Genomic DNA, 18,997 nt, shown 5'->3' with positions numbered 1-18,997 from the left:
CCGATAGTCGTTGTCTATGCGTTGCGAGGGCAGGAACTAGAACAATTAATGAAACGTCGATCGGTGCCGGCGGCACGACTTACTGCGCGAGGTTTGTCCCGCCGCTCCATGGCTCTGCTAGGGGCGGCGGTGATCGGCGTGCTCATCGGCCGGCTCGAGGAGTTCTGGGGGCGATTTGGCGGTGAGCAAAAAAATGAAGGAGACGGTGAGGGCGTTTCTTCCGATCTGCTGCTTGCGGTAAGCAGCGCATCGCCGGTTCCCTTGCCGGATGTCCCCCAAGATATACTCGATCAGAAGAATCGGTTCACTATTGTTCTTGAGCAGGAAGCTGCAGCTCCTGATGCGCTTTTCGCCAACACGCCTGATGTCATCATCGGTGATCGGGCGTTGGCGGGTGAGTTACCGCCCCCCGCGCCGGATCGGTCAGATGAGGACGATGACGACGAGGGCATTGTGCTCTGGCGCGGGGACGAGGGCTCGGCGCCCGCGATCAGTCAGGCGGACCCAGGTGCCCCCGCGGACTCCACCGGTGAAATCCTCTCGGAGACTCCTCTGCCGCAGGCTGAGGCCATTACGGAGTCGGATCCGCGCTTCGTCTCAATCACTCAGTTGAACGAACAGATGGGGCCACCTGCGCCCGAGGACGACGACGACGAAGGTGGTTGGCTTTGGTTCGGCGACGGTCCGGGGGCGTGGTTTGCTTCTGCAGTGGCGGGACTCTTCGGCGGTGGTCTGGGCAGCGCCGGCGCCGGCGCCGCCTCGCTCGGTGACGCGGCCGTCACCGGGCTGAATATTGCGTTCGCGGCAGGCCCCTTCGTTGACGGCAAGCTCGCCATCCGGGCCGTGGACGGTCAGGGGAACGAGCTCTTTGTTTACGAAGGGGAATCGCCGGGCGATACCCTGGGTGCCGGAGTCACGCTGGCGGGTGTCGAGACCGATACCGTAGCCGGGGAGCCGGTGATCACGGGGCTTGAAGTCCAATTCGATGACTTTTCGGGTCCCGTGTTCCTACAGATCGAAGATACCTCCGCCTACATTGATGAGTCCCTGGGCGAGGAAACCACCTTGGATATACCGCTGCGCGGTTCAGCGGAAGTGCCGCCTGAAGGGATCGCACAGGCCAGCCTCACGCCCTTCACCGAGCTCGCGATCCAGCTTATCGAGGAAACGGGTACATCGGTAACTCTGGACGCGTCGAACGTCGATGGGCTGACCGCTGCGCGGGGTCTTCTGGACAGCGCCGCGGATCGGGTTCGCGATCTCACCGGTGTGGATATTCGCGACACACGCCCAGTGGCGGTCAACCAGGCTTCCTTTCAGTCAAGCGACGACCTCGATGCGAATCAGTATGGCCTCAAGCTGGCTGCACTTTCCGAGTTTGCAGGCAGTGACGAGACAGGCGACCGCGTACAAAACGCCATCAACTCACTCACAGCCAACGTTTCACCAGTTGCTGATGCTGCCCAGCGCACGATCGAATTCCAGAACCCTGGAACGGCCCTTCGCAATCAGACTGATTTAACGGACAGCCTGGATGCCTTCGTTGATCGAGACGAGTCGATCCGCGAGCGCGTGATAGACGCAGATCGTCCTGATACGCCACCGACCATCGGTGAGTTTCTCGTCATCGACGATGTCCCGGTGATTGAGGGGGAGGCGCAGTTCATTGATCGTGAGAATACCGCGCTCGAGGATTCCAACCTCTCCCTGAGGGTCGCATTGGGTGATGACACCGTCTTCTCGGTTGACGCCGATGATGCGTCGGGCGATGAGGCGCTCACGGTTGTTAAGGAAGGCGATGCGGATACCGCGGGGACCTGGCGGCTGACACTCTCCGACCTGGACCCCGGTGCGTACAGCCTTGATGTGTTTGTCGTTGATGAGGCCTCAAACACAACCAAGGCTGAGGGGCGCGATGCGAACAATGCCCCAGTAATCCAGTTCATCGGCGAGGGCGTCATCGCACCGGATGCGGCGGACGGGACGCTCGATGCTGATGCAACCATCGTTCGTCGAACGCTCACGGAGGGTGATGACGCGGCAGCGGTCTCGGCAACCGGCCGGCTGGCGATCGGGGACCTTGATGCCGGGGAAACGGTTCAGGTGCGCGATTCCGAGTTGGTCAAGATCACCGGCAATACGCAGGTCCTCGATGTCGGCGAAAGTGCCCTCGGGGGGTACTTTTCGCTTCCGGTGGGGGAGGTGCTCAACGAGAGTCAGCAGATAGCCTTTGAGGACTGGAATTTCAGTGGCAATGCGGGTGTTTTTGACCGGCTTGGTGGCAATGAATCCGTAACGCTGCTCTATGACTTCTTGGTTGATGATTCCGAACCGCTGGATTCAAACAAGGCGCGCCTCGAAATCACGGTCGAGGGCACGAATGATGCGCCGGAAATCAGTGGCGCGATCAACGTGGCAGCAGACGTCGGCGATGCCCGCACGACGGTGGATCTGCTCGCCGACGCCACCGACGCAGATGTGAATGACACGCTTTCGGTGACCGATCTGTCGTTCGCCGTGAATGGCTCTTCTACCGGTAACGGAGGCTCAGAACGCCCCGAGGGCATACGCCTTGATGGCACCGAACTGATTTTTGAGCCGAACTCTCCGGCGTTCGAGAATCTGCCTCTGGGCGAGACACGCGTCATCGAGGCCAGTTACACGATTACCGACGGCAACGGGGGCACAGTCAACCAGACCGCGACAATCACCTTAACCGGTACTGAAGTGGCTGAGCCGTCGAATAATGCGCCGACGATCACGGTGACGGCGAACGACTTTACTGAGGACGATGGGGCGGTTGCCGAGAATGCGGTGGTGGCGACGTACACCACGGCTGATGAGGAGGGCGATGGCCTCACGGTGACCTTTACCGGCGCGGTGCCGGATGATGGCTCGGGTAATGCGCTCTACACGCTGGATACGGCGAACAGCGAAGTTCTGCTGACGAGTGCCGGTGCGGCGTATGTGAATGCTGGCAATGATCTGCCGGCGGTGGATCTGACGGTCACGGATGACGGCTCGCCTGCTCAGACGGGCACGGGCAGTGCGGACCCGACGGTGACCCTGGTCAACGATGCGCCGACGATCACGGTGACGGCGAACGACTTTACTGAGGACGATGGGGCGGTTGCCGAGAATGCGGTGGTGGCGACGTACACCACGGCTGATGAGGAGGGCGATGGCCTCACGGTGACCTTTACCGGCGCGGTGCCGGATGATGGCTCGGGTAATGCGCTCTACACGCTGGATACGGCGAACAGCGAAGTTCTGCTGACGAGTGCCGGTGCGGCGTATGTGAATGCTGGCAATGATCTGCCGGCGGTGGATCTGACGGTCACGGATGACGGCTCGCCTGCTCAGACGGGCACGGGCAGTGCGGACCCGACGGTGACCCTGGTCAACGATGCGCCGGTGCTGGATTCCACTGAGGATCCGTCCCTTTCGGCCATTGCCGAAGATATTCCGGATGCGAACAACGCAGGCACTGTGGTGTCCGCGATCGTCGTGGACGGCTCGGTTACCGATGAAGATGGATCGGCGGCTGAGGCGATTCACGTCACGACGGTTGATGAGACGAATGGCAGTTGGCAATTCTCGACGGATTCCGGATCAAGCTGGACGGCGATCGATTTTTCTGGAGGCAACCCTGGCCAGGGCTTGCTGCTGGATGCGAGCGATGAGATCCGGTTTACACCGAATGCGGACTTCAACGGCAGTGCGGATCTCACGTTTGGTGCCTGGGATAAGAGCACCGGCAGCGCGGGGACCTACGTTGCCGTCAGTTCGACAGGTGCTGATACGGCGTTCTCAAGCGCAACGGATACGGCGAGTATTGCAGTTACGCCGGTCAACGATGCGCCGGTTGCCTCGGGTGATGTGACGTTGAAGCCGGTTGATGAGGACACGGCTGATCCCGCGGGGGCGACGGTCAGTAGTTTGGTGTCCTCACAGCTTGATGACTCGGCAGATGAGGTGGCCGGTGGCAGCTCGGCGGACGCGTTCGCGGGCATTGCGATCACTGGATATACCGCGGACACGGCCAAGGGTGAGTGGGAGTTCTCACTTGATGGGGAGTCTAGTTGGACGGCCATCTCGGGTGGCCCGACGGATGGTTCAGCGCTCATTCTTGCTGCAGCTGATGAGCTGCGCTTTGTCCCGGCGTCGGACTTCAATGGCGCGGCGCCGGATCTGACGGTTCGCCTGATCGAGGGTGACCTCACTGGATTTACTTCCGATGGCAAAGCGGACGTTTCCGGTGACAACAATGGCGGCATCACCCAGCTTTCGGCTCAGACAATCGAGCTCGGCACGACGATCACTTCCGTGAACGATGCGCCGGTGGTTGATACGTCAAACAGTGCGTTGGCCGGTTCGGTGACGGAGAACGCTTCGGGTGACGAGACGCCGGCGCAGGAAGCGGTGGCGGTCGGTAATGTGGCGTTTACGGATGTGGACGCGGGCGAATCGCTGACAGTGAGCACGAGCACGGCCGATGCGGATGTGACGTTGGCATACACCGCCTCGGGTGTTGGATCATCGCCATCGCTGCCCTCGGAGTTGGGTGCCGCGGCGCTGCGTGGTGCGTTCAGCATCACGGACGAGGCGACGGGTGCCTGGAAATATGATGCCAGCGAACTGGACCTGGAGGCGCTGGGTTCGGGAGACACGGTTGAGCTGAGTTACACGCTCACGGGCGAGGATGCGGCGGGCGCGACTGCTGACGAGCAGGTCACGGTAACGATCACGGGCAGTAACGATGCGCCCGAAGTCACTGTGCCGGGCTCAATAAATAGCACCGAAGATGAGCTGGAAACGGGCATTACCGTGACAGCGGTGACCAGCAACCTGCTGGACAACGCCTCCGATGTGGATGATGAGGACACCACGCTGGTCATCGGTGAAGTCAACGGTGACTCCGCGGATGTTGGCGATGCCGTGACCGTGACCCTCAGCTACGCCGATGCCGATGGCGTCAACCAGAGCCAGGATGTTGATCTCACGGTGAACCAGAACGGCAGCTATGAGCTGTCGAAAGTCGACTGGGACGAGCTACCTGCCGGCGGGACCGCGACTGGGACGTTTGCTTACCGAGTCGAAGACCGCAATGGCGGGTTGTCTTCGGAGCAGACAGCAAACATCACGATTTCGGGCACCAATGATGCCCCGACGCTTGATGAGTCGAAATCCCCGCAGCTCGCCGGGATCGATGAGGATATCTCTAACAGCCTGAACGGCGGGACGCGCGTCGATGAATTAATCGCCTCTGGGTCGATCGACGATCCCGATGGCCCGAGTGATGACTCAATCTATGTGACCGCAGTCGATGAGACGAATGGCGGTTGGCAGTTCTCTACGGATTCCGGATCGAGCTGGACGGCTATCGACCTCTCCGGGGACAACGCTGGCAAGGGCTTGCTGCTGGATGCGAGCGATGAGATCCGGTTTGTCCCCGCTACCCACTACAACGGCTCGGCCACCATCGACTTCGGCGCCTGGGACGAGACCACTGGAAAAGCGGGTGACTACGCGGATGTCAGCGAGCGCGGCGGGGCGACGGCGTTCTCATCCATGACTGATACGGCGTCCATTGAAATCTCCCCGGTGAACGATGCGCCGGTGGCCTCGGGTGACGTCGCGCTGGCTGAAGTGGGAGAGGACACCGTCGATCCCAATGGTGATATCGTCGGCCAGCTTTTCGCGGACAGTTTTGACGATTCCCGGGATGGCGATCTCGCCGATGGTCTTGCTGGCATCGCCGTGACCAACAATGCAGCCGACGGTACGGCGGGCAACTGGCAATACAATGTCAGTGGGACCTGGGAGACGATCGGCACATCGGTCAGTGATGCCAATGCATTGATTCTTAACGGGTTTGAATCGCTGCGTTTCCTCCCGGCGACGGACTTCAACGGCGCCGCGCCAGCACTGACCGTCCGCCTGATCGAGGGTGACTTCACTGGCTTTACTTCCGGTGGCACAGCGGACGTCTCCGGTGACAATAACGGCGGTACCACCGAGGTTTCGGATCAGACCATCGCGCTCGGCACGACGATAACCTCCGTGAATGATGCGCCGGTCGTATCAAAAGAAATTGAGGAGACAGTGACCGAGGACGACCCGGCGCAGACGGTGGATCTGCTCGCCGGCGCAACGGATGTGGACTCTGGCGACTCACTTTCTGCGGTCGATTTCACCTACACAGTTGATGGTGATGCCACTGGTAACGATGGTGCCAATCCGCCTGATGGCATAACTGTCATAGGCAACGAATTGACGGTGAACCCCGAGAACCCGGCCTTTCAGGGCCTGGCTGATGGGGACACCCGTACCATCGTCGCCGGGTATGAGATTCAGGATGGAAGCGGGGGGTTAGTTGAACAGACCGCGGCGATTACCATTACTGGCCTCAATGATGCCCCCGAGATTACCGCCACGTCTGGGACAGTTACACATACGGAATCCGACGACTCCACACCTGTAAACATCACGAGCGATGATTTTGCGATCAGCACAGTCGAGGCTGTGGATACGATCTCCGAGCTTGCCTTTGACGTGACCAACGTCGCCGATGCGGGTGAGATCCTGAACATTGATGGATCGGGGATTGATCTGTTGACGGCGGTGACCGGCGGATCGACGGATAGCTATACCTACGACGTCACCTATGACAACGAAGATAACGTCGCCACTGTCACGTTAAGGGACTTGTCGCTCAGTGAATCCACCGCGAATGAACTTGTGCGGTTTGTGACCTATGAGAACACCAGCGGTTCGCCAACAGAGACTGATGACCGGAACGTCAGCATCACCGTCGTGGATAGTGGTGGTGATCGAGGTACTGGCAACGACACGACGACTGCGCCGCTCAATACCATCAATGTGGAGGCAGTTTTCTCCGGACTCGATATCAGTGTTGCAGCCGGTCCTTTTGTCGATGGCAAGCTCGCCATAAGGGCGGTGGATATTCAGGGCAACGAGCTCTTCGTTTATGAAGGACAACCGCCGGGCGAGACGGTGGGTGAGGGTGCCACCCTGACGGAAGTTGCAACCGACACCGTTGATGGGCAGCAAGTGATTGCGGGTCTCAAGGTCCGGTTTGACGACTTCTCGGGTCCGGTATTTCTGCAGGTCGAGGACACTTCGTCGTACATTGATGAGTCGCTCGGTGAAGAAACCCAGCTGGATATACCGCTGCGTGGTTCAGCGGAAGTACCTGACGTAGGATTTGGTGTAATCAGCCTGACGCCGTTCACCGAGCTCGCGATCCAGCTCGTAGAGCAGGCTACCGGTCAGGAGATCACACTGGATGCGGACAGCGCGGGGGTCCTGAACGACGCCTTACCCGCGATTGATAGCGCGGCAGACCGTGTCCGGGAGCTGACTGGCGTGGATATTCGTGACACGCGTCCGGTGGCGGTCAACCAAACATCCTTCCAGTCCAACGACGACCCCGATGCCAACCAATACGGGCTGAAGCTTGCGGCACTCTCTGAGTTTTCTGGTGAAGAGGAGAAAGACTCCCGCGTTCAGCGCTCGATCGATCGGCTGAAGGAGAATGTGTCGCCAAGCAGTGATCCCGAGACGGGCAACGTTGTTTTCGAGAACCCAGGCGCCGCGCTTCGCAACCAGACCAGCTTTACCGACAGCCAGGATTCTTTCGTCGAGCGTGACGAGACCATCCGCGGTCGCGTGGTCGATTCGGATCGGCCGGTTACACCACCGACCATCGGTGAGTTTTTGGTCATTGACGATACACCTGTTATCACGGGCGATGCGCAGTTCTTCGATCGCGCCAATACAGCGGAGGAAGATAGCGATCTGTCGCTCAGAGTCGCACTGAGCGATACGACGGTTTTCTCGGCCGATCCAATCGACGGATCGGATGGGAGCGCGCTCGAGATTATTGATTCGGGCGATGTGGATACCCCAGGAACCTGGCGCTTGACGCTTACCGACCTGGATCCGGGTGCATACAGCCTCGATGTCTTCGTGGTTGATACGGCCTCGAATACCAGTCAGGCAGAAGGACGCGATGAGGACAGCGCGCCCATTATCCAGTGGCTTGGTGAGGGAGTGGCATCCTCAGATATCGATGATGAACTGGCCCCTGACGCAACACTCATGCGCCGCACACTTACTGAGGGGGATGACGCAGCGGCGGTTTCTACAACCGGTCAAGTGGCGATTGGTGATCTGGATGCCGGCGAAACGGTCCAGGTGGTTGATTCTGAACTGGCCGAGATGGCCGGTGATACAAGCATTCTGGGGGTCAGTCCGGGCGTCATTGAGGGCTATTTCTCTGTGCCGACCGGGCAGGTGCTGGACGCGAACCAGCAGATTGCCTTTAAGGACTGGCGCTTTGATGGGGATGCGGCGGTGTTTGACCGGCTCGCTGTCGGTGAATCCGTCACGCTGGTTTATGACTTCTCGGTCGAGGATTCCGACTTGAGGGTCTCCAACAGCGCGCGCCTTGAAGTCGTGGTCCAGGGAACCAACGATGATCCGCTGGTCACTGAGCAGCTTGGCGTGGAGGTAGAGGCCGGAGAGCCTGCCGCGACGGTGGACCTGCTCGCCGGCACCGCCGATGTCGATGTCAGCGATACGCTTGCGGTGGCGAACCTGACCTATACGGTTGATGGAGAAGCGACCGGCAACAGCGGTCAAGATCTGCCGGCTGGCGTTCGCCGGAGCGGTAGTGATCTCATGGTGGATCCGACGGATGCGACATTTGAGGGTCTTGCCCCGGATGAGACGAACATCATCGTGGCGAGCTATACCGTTGACGATGGCAATGGTGGATCGGTTGCGCAGACCGCGACAATCACAATAACCGGAGAATCCCCCAACGAGCCGCCCTCGGGCAGCGACGGGAAGGTGACGGTCGATGAGGACCAGACCTATACACTTCAGGCCTCGGACTTTGGCTTTAGTGATCCCGAGGACGGCGATGCTTTCGACTCGGTATTAATAGCGGCACTGCCAGGTGCCGGTGAGCTCAAACTCAGCGGCAATGCAGTGAGCTCCGGGGATTCGATCCCGGTTGAGGCGATTAACGGTGGCGATCTCACCTTCACACCGGCCGCCGATGCCAACGGCACCGGATATGCCAGCTTCGACTTCCAAGTCATTGATAATGGGGGCGTCGATCGCGGCGGCAAGGACACGGACCAGACTCCGAACACGCTCACGTTTGATGTCACGCCGATCAACGATGCACCGCTGGCTTCGGGTGATGTGACATTGACGTCGGTTGATGAGGACACGACTGGTCCCGCAGGGGCGACGGTTAGCAGCCTGGTGTCCTCGAGCTTTGATGACCCGGCAGATGATGTTGCCGGTGGCAGCTCGGCGGACTCGTTCGCGGGCATTGCGATTACCGGATATACCGAGGATACGACCAAGGGTGAGTGGCAGTTCTCCACCAATCAGGGGAGTAACTGGACGGCCATCTCGGATGGCCCAACGGATGGTACAGCGCTCATTCTTGCTGCAGCCGATGAGCTGCGCTTTGTCCCGGCGGCGGACTTCAATGGCGCGGCGCCGGATCTGACGGTTCGCTTGCTTGAGGATCTGTCGAGCTTCACGGCGGGCCAGGCGGCCGATGTTTCTACCAACGGTGGTGAGACAGCGATCTCTGCCGAGACGATTGCCATTCAGACTACGGTCAACGATGTGAACGATGCGCCGGTGGCCTCGGGTGATGTTGCGCTGGCTGAAGTGGAAGAGGACACCGCCGATCCCAATGGTGATATCGTCGGCCAGCTTTTCGCGGACAGTTTTGACGATTCCCGGGATGGCGATCTCGCCGATGGTCTCGCCGGTATTGCCGTGATCGGCAATGCAGCCGACGGTACGGCGGGCAACTGGCAATATAATGTCAGTGGGACCTGGGAGACGATTGGCACATCGGTCAGTGACGCCAATGCATTGATTCTTGATGGGTTTTCATCGCTGCGTTTTGTTCCCGCGGCGGACTTCAACGGCGCCGCTCCAGCACTCACTGTTCGCCTGATCGAGGGTGACTTCACTGGCTTTACTTCCGGTGGCACAGCGGACGTCTCCGGTATCAATAACGGCGGTACCACCGAGGTTTCGGATCAGACCATCGCGCTCGGCACGACGATCACCTCCGTGAACGATGCGCCAACCCTCTCCGGAGCGACGATCTCGGCGGCGGCCGACGATGTGCTCGCCGACGGGGGTGTCAGTGTCGGTGCCGACGCCAGTGCACTGCTGGATAACGCCAATGACGTCGACCATGCCCGGGATGAACTCGATATCGATGATGCCGGAGCCGCAAGCGGCTCCCTCCAGAACGCGGGGACAGCCCTCACCATCTCGCTGGACTACACCGACGCCAATGGCGATCCGCAGACGGGCGATGTGACGCTCACCATCAATGCCGATGGCAGTTACAGTCTGAGCAACCTGAATGCACCGGACCTGCCGGAGGGTGAGGTCGCCACGGGTGCGTTCGTTTACAACGTCATCGACCCGCTTGGCGCTGAGTCCTCGGTGGCCACTGGCACGCTCGAGATCACCGGTGGTAGCGACAGCACACTGGACGTGGATCTGTCAGCGGGGCCGTTTGTGACGGGCACCTTCGCGATAGAAGGTTTCGATAGCGACGGTAATCAGTTATTTACCTACGAAAACGGGAGTATTACCTCAGGAGCAGACCGTGTCGAGGTCACGGCGCTTGAGACCGAAACAGGGTTGCGCGGCAATTTGCAGTTGCCAGAGGCAGCAGCCGCGGCCGCCCAGGCAGGCCTGGACAATCTCCCGCCCCAGGTGGGCGGCGGGAATAGCGAGGCGTCGGGCCTGACCAAGGGCTTTTCGCTCAAACTCTCTGACTATCAGGGTGACGTCTGGCTGAGGGTGAGCGATGCCGAGGGCAGTCAGGCCCTATTCATCGACGAGGCGACGGGCGACGCAGTCACACTGGACAGTGCCCTGCGTGGATATGCCAGTACCAATGCAGGGACGGCCACTGGCATCAGCCTGACGCCCTACACCGAGGCTGCTGTGCGCCTCGCCGAGGAGGCGGCGGCGCTGCGCGTTGATCTTGATAGCCCGGAAGCGGCCAGCCTTTCCGCCGCCCGGGCGCTCTATGATTCGGCGGCTGACATTGTCGCCGACCTGGTTGGCGTTGATCCCTCACAGGTCCGCGCACAGCCCATCAACCTGGATGCAACGGGCGGCGCTTCGGATAAGGCCAGCAATCAGTACGGGCTCAAGCTGGCCGCGTTGTCAGAAAGCGGTGTCAGCGTGGACGGTGGCATCGATACGCTGCTCAGCGATCTTGCCGCAAGCCGGGGGAAGGACGGCGGCATCGACGTCGACGCGGCGGCTGCCATCATCGGCCGACTGCGCATCACTGATCGCATGAATGAGTACCTGAGTGACGCGGTGGCGGACGCAAGGCCCACCGGAGCCGACGGGGATTTCGCGGTCGTGGATGACCAGGCGCCCGACGCCGACACCATCGTGATCGATACCCTCGATGCGCGAACCGCCACCCCCGCCGTGACCGGCACCGTCATCCTCACCGATACGCTGAACCCGCTGGGCAACGACGACGATCTGGCCTTCGAAGTGGTCATCAACGGCCGGGTATTCCGGGAGGGCGATGGCCTCACGCTCACCGAGGGCGATGGCGTCATCAACTGGTCCCTGGACTGGTCCGCCGCCGATGCACTGGAGGTCGGGCGCTACGATGTCGTCGCGGTCCTCACCGATTCCGCCCGCAATGCGACGGCCGATACCACGACCGATGAGCTGCTCGTGCTGCCGCAGGGCGGTGATTCGATCAGTGGTGATGTTCGCGACAACATCATCGATGAGACGGCCGAGTTGCTTGATGGCAGCGCTGCTCGCACGCCGGCGAGCGATGAATTCATTTTCGGCGACGCCGGTGATGACGTGATTTTAGGTTATGACGGCAGCGATATCCTGATCGGTGAGCAGGACGATGACGTGCTCATCGGCGGTGCGGGCGATGACACGCTGCGTGGCGGTGCGGGCGATGACTCTATGGCCGGTGGTGACGGAAACGACGCCTATCGCCGCGACATCGATGGACACCAGCCCGGTAGCGAGAACATCTTTGTCGGCAATGATGGAACGGATGTGGCGACCTTCGCCGGGGGAACGGCGGATTATCTGATCAACGCGCTGACCCGTGCGGAAATCGACACGCTTAACGAGTTACTGAATGATTCCAGCAGTGACCCGGATGCCACGCCGACAATCCTGGGCCAGGAAACGCCGGATCTTCAGTTCGACGTCGATGAAACGGTGCTGCGGGTTGATCAAGTCACCGCACTTGGCCGGCAGACGGATTTCATTCAGGCGGAGCGAATTGTATTTGCGGACGCCGTGCTGGTGGACGATCCAGTGACGGGGTTCGTGACCACCGAAACGGCATCCGATGCCTTTGTCTATAACGGCGGTGGACGGCCGCTACAGGACAGCTCACCGAACAGCATCCTGGGCGGGGACGGTGATGATCGAATCATCGGCGGGGACGGGGATGACGACCTACGGGGCGGCGCCGGCGACGATGTCCTCGTGTCGGTGGGCGGCTCGGATACGCTCTCCGGCGGTAAGGGCGACGATACGCTGGCCGCCATGGGCAAGGGCACGGCGGATGCGACACTGAGCGGCAATGCGGGGTCAGACACGTTTATCGTGGCGCCCGAAGTGGAAACATCGGTGGATGTGCGTATTGCGGACTTTGAAGTCGGCGAAGATCTCATTAATCTGGACGGGCTGTACGCGGATGCGTCCGGGGGAGGCATCGATTCGAGCGCATTGAGCGAAATCGTCTCGGTGCTGGACGCGCAAAACGGGGTGGCAGAAATCGATCTCGAAGGCTTTTTCGTGGTGAATCGCGCGCAGGACGATGACCCGCAGACAAATGATGAGTACGCGGCGGTCAGCGGCGGAGTTGAAGTGACTTTCAGCAACGCAAGTGTGCCAGACGATACGGCCAGCCTTTTCGCCGAGCAGAATCCGGTTGGATCGAGCGACTGGTGGAACGACCTGATCGACGCCGGGGGCATCAGCTGATGCGGCGAGCGCCGGCTGCCCTGCTGATTCTGGCGATTGCCAGTGTCCATGGCGTGGCGAACACGCAGGTCACGAGTGGATCCGTGACGGTGTTGGAAGGAGGAGACCCAGTTCCCCGCCCCGGGCCCGGTTCCGAGGCCGATCGCTCAGACACAACTCCGGCACCCACGCCCCGGGTGCTCGGCCGCAGTGTCGTGGGCGAAGACCGCTCGTCGAGTCGATCAGATAGCGAACCTCGCAGGCCCAGTGCGGCCGCGGCGGGCGGGGTACGCACCGAATTCGTCGCGTCCGAGCGGGAGCCAGCCCCCCGTGAGCGCCCGGTGGAGCCTGATCAGAGCGTTTCTGATGCGCCGCGCGACCCCGCTCCCATTGTTGATGAACGGCGCAGCGGAGAGCGGGGATTCTCGGTCACTGTGATCGGTGACCCCCCATCAGCAGAGCCTGTGGTAACAGAGCGCGATGCTGAACCGGATCCTGAAACCCGCCGCGGTGAGCGGACGGAGTCAAGTATCACGGCAAGACCGCCGGCGCCGGTCACACCCGCCGAGCCGGTCCCATCTGCTGAGCCACCACGCGAGACCTTCGTCTTTGACACCGAGCGTGCCCGGGGAATCGGTGTCGAAGCGTATGACGAGCTGCTCACCGAATCCGATGGCAACGCGCAGGCGGCCACCGCGCTTGAGCCTCTCGAGGCGCTGCAACTCCGCGAATGGATGGAGCAGATGCGGATCGCAGTAAATGACCACCCGAGCGTCCGTGTGGCGAGGCTGCAGACGGACGCATCGCGGGCCGGAGTCGACCAGGCCCAGGCCGGGCGCATGCCCCAGATCACCCTGTCCAGCGAATTCGGTAATGATCGGAGTGTTCGCGACGGCGGAGATCCGACCTCGGCGGGAGGGATCCCGGACGATCGTGATCTGCAGCTCAGCCCGACGGTGGACGCCGATCTGCTCCTGTTTGATGCCGGTGCCACACGCGCGGGCATCGACGCCGCGCGTAATCGGGTCGAAGCCGGTGAGGATGGCACTCGCGCTGCGGTACAGGACATTGCGTTCCGCGCGGCGGAGACATTGATTGATCTCGCGACCCTTCGTGCGCAGATTCGGCTCGCCGAAGAGAATCTCAGCGAAGTGCGCCGGCTGCGCGCCATGATCCAGGAGCGCTCAGAGGCCGGGCGTGACTCGCCGAGCGACATGTTCCGCATGAACAGTCGCGTTCAGGAAGCGCGCAATACGCTCGAGCAGCGCATCGCCGCATTCAATGCCGCACGGGCCAATTACGCGGAAGTTTTTCGGACCGACCCGATCGTCCTCGGCCTACCCTCGGCTTATCCGCCTGTTCCGGCAACTACGTCAGCCGCCGTGGAGCGCGCTGTCGGGCGCAACGCGCAGTTGGCAGAGGCCGAAGCAATCGCCCGGGCGGCGGAGCGTGACGCCGAGGCAAGGCAAGCGCAGCGTTGGCCGCAGGTCAGTCTCGGCGCCACGGTCACCGGGTTCGATGTAACGCGCGAAGGACAGGACTTTTACGACAGTTTCATCGGCCTGCGTGTGAACGCCCCGCTGTTTGACGGGGGCAGTCGTCGCGCTCAGGTCGACCAGGCGCTTCGGCAGGCGAGCCTCGAGCGCGCGCGGGTCGATGAACTTCGGGCCAACGTGGTCCGCGCGCTCAGTGAGGCGTATTCAAACCGTGCTAGTCTTCAACCCCGGCTTGAAGGCCTTCGGCAGCAGGTCGCTGCCAACCGTCAAACGCTGTCCGCCTACGAGGAGCAGTTCTTCACCGGGCGCCGTCCGCTGAATGATCTTGTAACCGCCCAGCGCGAGCTCTACGGCGCACAGGCCGGGCTGCTGGATCTGCGCGGGGAGCTCCATCTGCAACATTTCACTATCCGGCGTCTGACCGGTGATCTGCTAACCGAGTACGGGCTACCGGAGGATACTGGCTGATCCATGGCAACGCGTGCACTACCGCATACCGAACAGGCTCAGGCTGACCCCCAGGCAGCCTCGGCACGGCGCAGGGCGCCGCCGAGCCCGCTTGAATCCTGTCTGCTGGAGTTCGCTCAGCACCTTGGGAGGCCGCTCAGCCTGTCGCTGCTGCGTAGCGGCCTGCCCCAGGATGTCGAACAGGCGGATGAAACCCACCTGCACGATATTGCCCTGACGGCTGGCATGCAGGTGCGGCGCGTTGATCATCGCGCCAGCCATATGGAGGAGGGCGATCTGCCCGCGCTGGTGATTGGCGATGATGGCCGGCCCGCCATTATTCTCGAATTCCTTGAGGACGGTGAGGCCGAGATCATCGAGCCCGGGCGCCGGCCGGAGCGGTTCGTGCTCAAAGAGCAGCCGTTCTATCACGAGGCACGTGGGTTTTATTCCATCGATCCGGATGTCTCACGGCTCAACAAGCGTTGGGGGTGGTTCTGGCGGCCATTGGCGCAGAACAAGTGGGCCTACGGACAGGTTGTCATTGCCGCGTTGATGACCAACCTGCTGGCGGTCAGCACGTCCATATTCACCATGGTCGTCTATGACCGGGTGCTACCCAATGGCGCGACGGAATCACTCGTGGCGCTGACGATTGGCGTGTCGATCGCGCTGATCTTTGACTGGATCATTAAAACCCTACGGGGGCATTTCCTTGATGGGGCCGGCTCGCGGGCCGATATTCAGATCGGTCAGCGTCTGTTCGATCACCTGCTCGCCATCGATCTGTCCTCAAAACGCGATTCGGTGGGTGGCCTGAGCAGCGTCATGCGTGAGTTCGAGAACCTTCGGGATTTTCTCGCCTCGGCTTCGCTGATCGCACTCATCGACTTGCCCTTCGTGCTGCTATTCATCGCCGTGATCTACATGATCGGCGGCCCCGTCGCCATTATTCCGGCGGTCCTGGTACCGCTGGTCATCATCGTTGGCGTGATCGTCCAGCCTTTCCTCAACCAGCTCGCCGCGGAGGACTTTGAGGAAGGCAAACAGAAGCAATCCGTGCTGGTGGAGACCATCAGCGGGCTCGAGACATTGAAGGTCTCGACGGCATCGCGGGAGATGCGGCGACGCTGGCGTGATGCGCTGACCCGCCAGGCCAACTCCTCGATCAAGACACGCATCCTCGGGCAGGTGGTCGTCAATTTCTCGGCCTTCGCCCAGCAGGTCGCACAGGTGGGCGTCGTGACCTATGGCGCGATCCTCGTATCTCAGGGCCAGCTCACCATGGGCGGGCTCATCGCGTCGGTCATCCTCGCGGGCCGATGCATGGCGCCCCTCGGGCAGGTGGCGCACGTCATGTCACGGATCGTTCAGGCCAAGACCGCATTCCGGGCGCTGGACGAGTTCATGCGCCGGCCGCTGGATCGGCCATTGTCGAACAAGTGGCTGACCCGGGATCACCTCGACGGTGAGGTCGAGTTCCGGGGCGTCGGGTTCACCTATCCCGACAGTCAGACGCCAGTACTGCGGGATGTCTCGTTTCACATCCAGCCGGGCGAAAAAGTCGCCCTGTTGGGTAAGATCGGTTCGGGCAAGAGCACGCTGTCGCGCCTTATGCTGGGCCTCTATCACCCGCAGCAGGGCTCGGTCATGATCGATGGCACGGAAGTCCGGCAGATCGATCCGTTCGACCTGCGCAACAACATGGCCATCGTCATGCAGGAGAGCTGGCTGTTTTCGGGCACCATCCGCGAGAATATCGCCGCCGGTGCCGAGCAGCCGTCCGATGAAGCCGTCCTCGATGCCGCCAAAAAGGCCGGTGTGCACGATTTCCTCGCCGACCATCCGCAGGGTTACGACCTCAAGATTTCAGAGCGCGGAGAGGGGCTTTCAGGCGGCCAGAAGCAGGCCATCGCGATTGCGCGGGCGCTGGTGGCGGATCCTGCCGTGCTGATCCTCGATGAGCCGACCAGCATGATGGATATGTCCGCCGAGGCGCGTTTCGTTGAGCGCCTGAATGCCGTGGCGGCGGACAAGACACTCATCATCATCACCCACCGCACGGCACTGCTCGAGCTGGCGGATCGGGTCGTGGTGCTTGACCAGGGCAGGGTCGCTGCCGATGGGCCCAAGTCCATCCTCAAGAAAGGCGCGCAGGGACAGAAGCAGTGAGCAACGAGGCCGACAGACATCCCGCAGCGGCGGACGCCGCCGACCCACAGGTCGATACCAACGCCGAGGCAACCGAAACATCGCAGGCGGAACAGACCGGCGATGAGCAGCCCAAACAGCCACCGGCCTGGGTGCGCTTTGGCATGCGCCGTCTCGACCGATCGAGTCGTTTCTGGTCAACCCGCAGCAAGATACCCAGCCTTCTGCTGATCTTCATCATCGTGTTTCTGGGCATTGCCATCACCTGGGCGGCAACCGCGCAGCTCGATCATGTCGTTCGCGGGACGGGGGAGGTCGTTACCTCGGCGCAGACTCAGCGCATTTCCAGTCTGGAAGGGGGAATAATCCGCTCGCTCAACGTTGAAGAGGGCGATCTGGTGGAAAAGGGGACCCTGCTGGCCGAACTTGATCCGACGCAGTCCGAGAGCTCCTATGGACAGATGCGTCAGCAGCAGCTCGCACTCCAGGCCCGTCTGCGTCGACTGCGTGCTGAGCACGAGGGCAAAGCGCTCGACTTTCCGGTGGAGATGACCGCCCAGGCACCGGAAGTGGTCGCCGCCGAGCGCTCGGCATTTACCCAGCGCCGCGAAGTCCATGAGATCGAAGCCTCGGTGCTCAGGGAGCAGGTCATCCAGAGTCGCAACGCATTGGAGGATGCGCGTGCCGAGGCCGATGTCGCACGACGGCAGCTGGACCTGGTCCGCCGCGAGTATGACGTCACCCGCGATCTGGTGGAGCGTCAACTCGAGGCGGAACTCTCCCTGCTCTCGGCAGAGCGGGAGCTGAACGATGCCGAGGCACGCATTCTAAAAGCCGATCTCGCGGTGGCGTCCGCGCAGGCGGCGCTGACAGAGACCCGTGAGCGGCTGTCGCAGCATGAGGCGACATTCCGGCGCGATGTTGGACTTGAGATCGCGGATACGGCGGGGCAGCTCGCCGAGGTTCGCGAGGAAATCCGCGGGCTCGAGGATCGCCTGTCGAGAACGGATCTGGTTGCGCCGATGGCGGCGATTGTCAATAAGATCAACACCCGCACCATCGGAGGCGTGGTGCAGCCGGGCGAGCCTATGCTCGAACTCACGCCCGTGAACGATCCGGTGCAGGTCCAGGCGGAGATTCCGCCCAAGGACATCGCCTTCCTCGAAATGGGTCAGGCTGTGAGCATAAAACTCACCGCCTATGACTTTTCCCGGTTTGGCGGGCTTGATGGTGAGATTGTGTTCATCGGTTCGGATGCACTGGAACGCCAGGATGGAACGCGGTACTTTCTGGTCCGGGCCGAGACCGAAACACCATGGCTTGAATCCGAAGGGCAACGCTATCCCATTTCACCGGGTATGGCGGCCAACATGGATATACTGATCTCGAAACGCACAGTGCTCGCGTATCTTATGGAGCCGGTTTTCCGCCTTAAGGACCGGGCATTTCGGGAGTGACATGCAGGAGTTCCTGCTTTTTAAAACCCAATGGAAGAGGAAAAAATGGACTATTTCATCGAAGATATCGGTAATATCAGCATCAACAACGGGCTGGTTCGTATTGATTGTGTCCGACGGACGCCGGGCGAGAATGAGGGCGAAGTAACCCTTCAGAACAAAGGTCAGATTGTCCTGCCGCTCGCCTCGTTTATCCGTATCCAGGGGGCATTTTCCCGCGCGGCCGACGAAATGGTGGAGCGCGGCATCCTCCAGCGCCGCGGCGAGCAGGGCGACGATACGCCGACCACCGACGAAGAGGTCACGGCGGCGCTCGATTCGTTCGAGGCCGACTCAGGCGATGACCAGGACACGGGCGCCAAGAGTAAAAAGTGACACGGCGATCCGTTCCTG

General features: G+C 61.3%; 5 protein-coding genes. All 5 read left to right on the top strand.

The genetic code is table 11. The features are described from left to right. Positions 1-48: 48 nt before the first annotated feature. The 5 genes from BA899_RS09370 (at position 49) to BA899_RS09350 (ending at position 18,979) form a co-directional block, all read left to right on the top strand. Complete coding sequence (locus BA899_RS09370; RefSeq protein ID WP_159300422.1) at positions 49-13,074, top strand: S-layer family protein; 13,026 nt, start codon at positions 49-51, stop codon at positions 13,072-13,074. Positions 13,075-13,517: 443 nt separating this feature from the next. Continuing rightward, on the top strand, positions 13,518-15,017 hold the full coding sequence (locus tag BA899_RS09365; protein ID WP_159300421.1) for a TolC family protein: 1,500 nt from the start codon (positions 13,518-13,520) through the stop codon (positions 15,015-15,017). A gap of 3 nt (positions 15,018-15,020) precedes the next feature. Continuing rightward, positions 15,021-17,168 carry a type I secretion system permease/ATPase gene (locus BA899_RS09360; protein ID WP_159300420.1) on the top strand — a complete coding sequence of 716 codons (2,148 nt, stop codon included), beginning with the start codon at positions 15,021-15,023 and terminating at the stop codon, positions 17,166-17,168. Next, positions 17,165-18,604, top strand: coding sequence for an HlyD family type I secretion periplasmic adaptor subunit (locus BA899_RS09355; protein WP_159300419.1), 1,440 nt, complete (start codon positions 17,165-17,167; stop codon positions 18,602-18,604). Before BA899_RS09360 ends, BA899_RS09355 begins: the two co-directional genes overlap by 4 nt. 30 nt (positions 18,605-18,634) lie before the next feature. Then, complete coding sequence (locus BA899_RS09350) at positions 18,635-18,979, top strand: hypothetical protein (protein WP_110882877.1); 345 nt, start codon at positions 18,635-18,637, stop codon at positions 18,977-18,979. Positions 18,980-18,997: the final 18 nt, after the last annotated feature.

Origin of the sequence: Spiribacter sp. SSL99 (assembly GCF_009805925.1) — a bacterium.
In the GTDB taxonomy this organism is placed as follows: Bacteria; Pseudomonadota; Gammaproteobacteria; order Nitrococcales; family Nitrococcaceae; genus Spiribacter; species Spiribacter roseus.
Note: the sequence above shows the minus strand (reverse complement) of the source record. Positions and strands in the feature narration are given on the sequence as shown.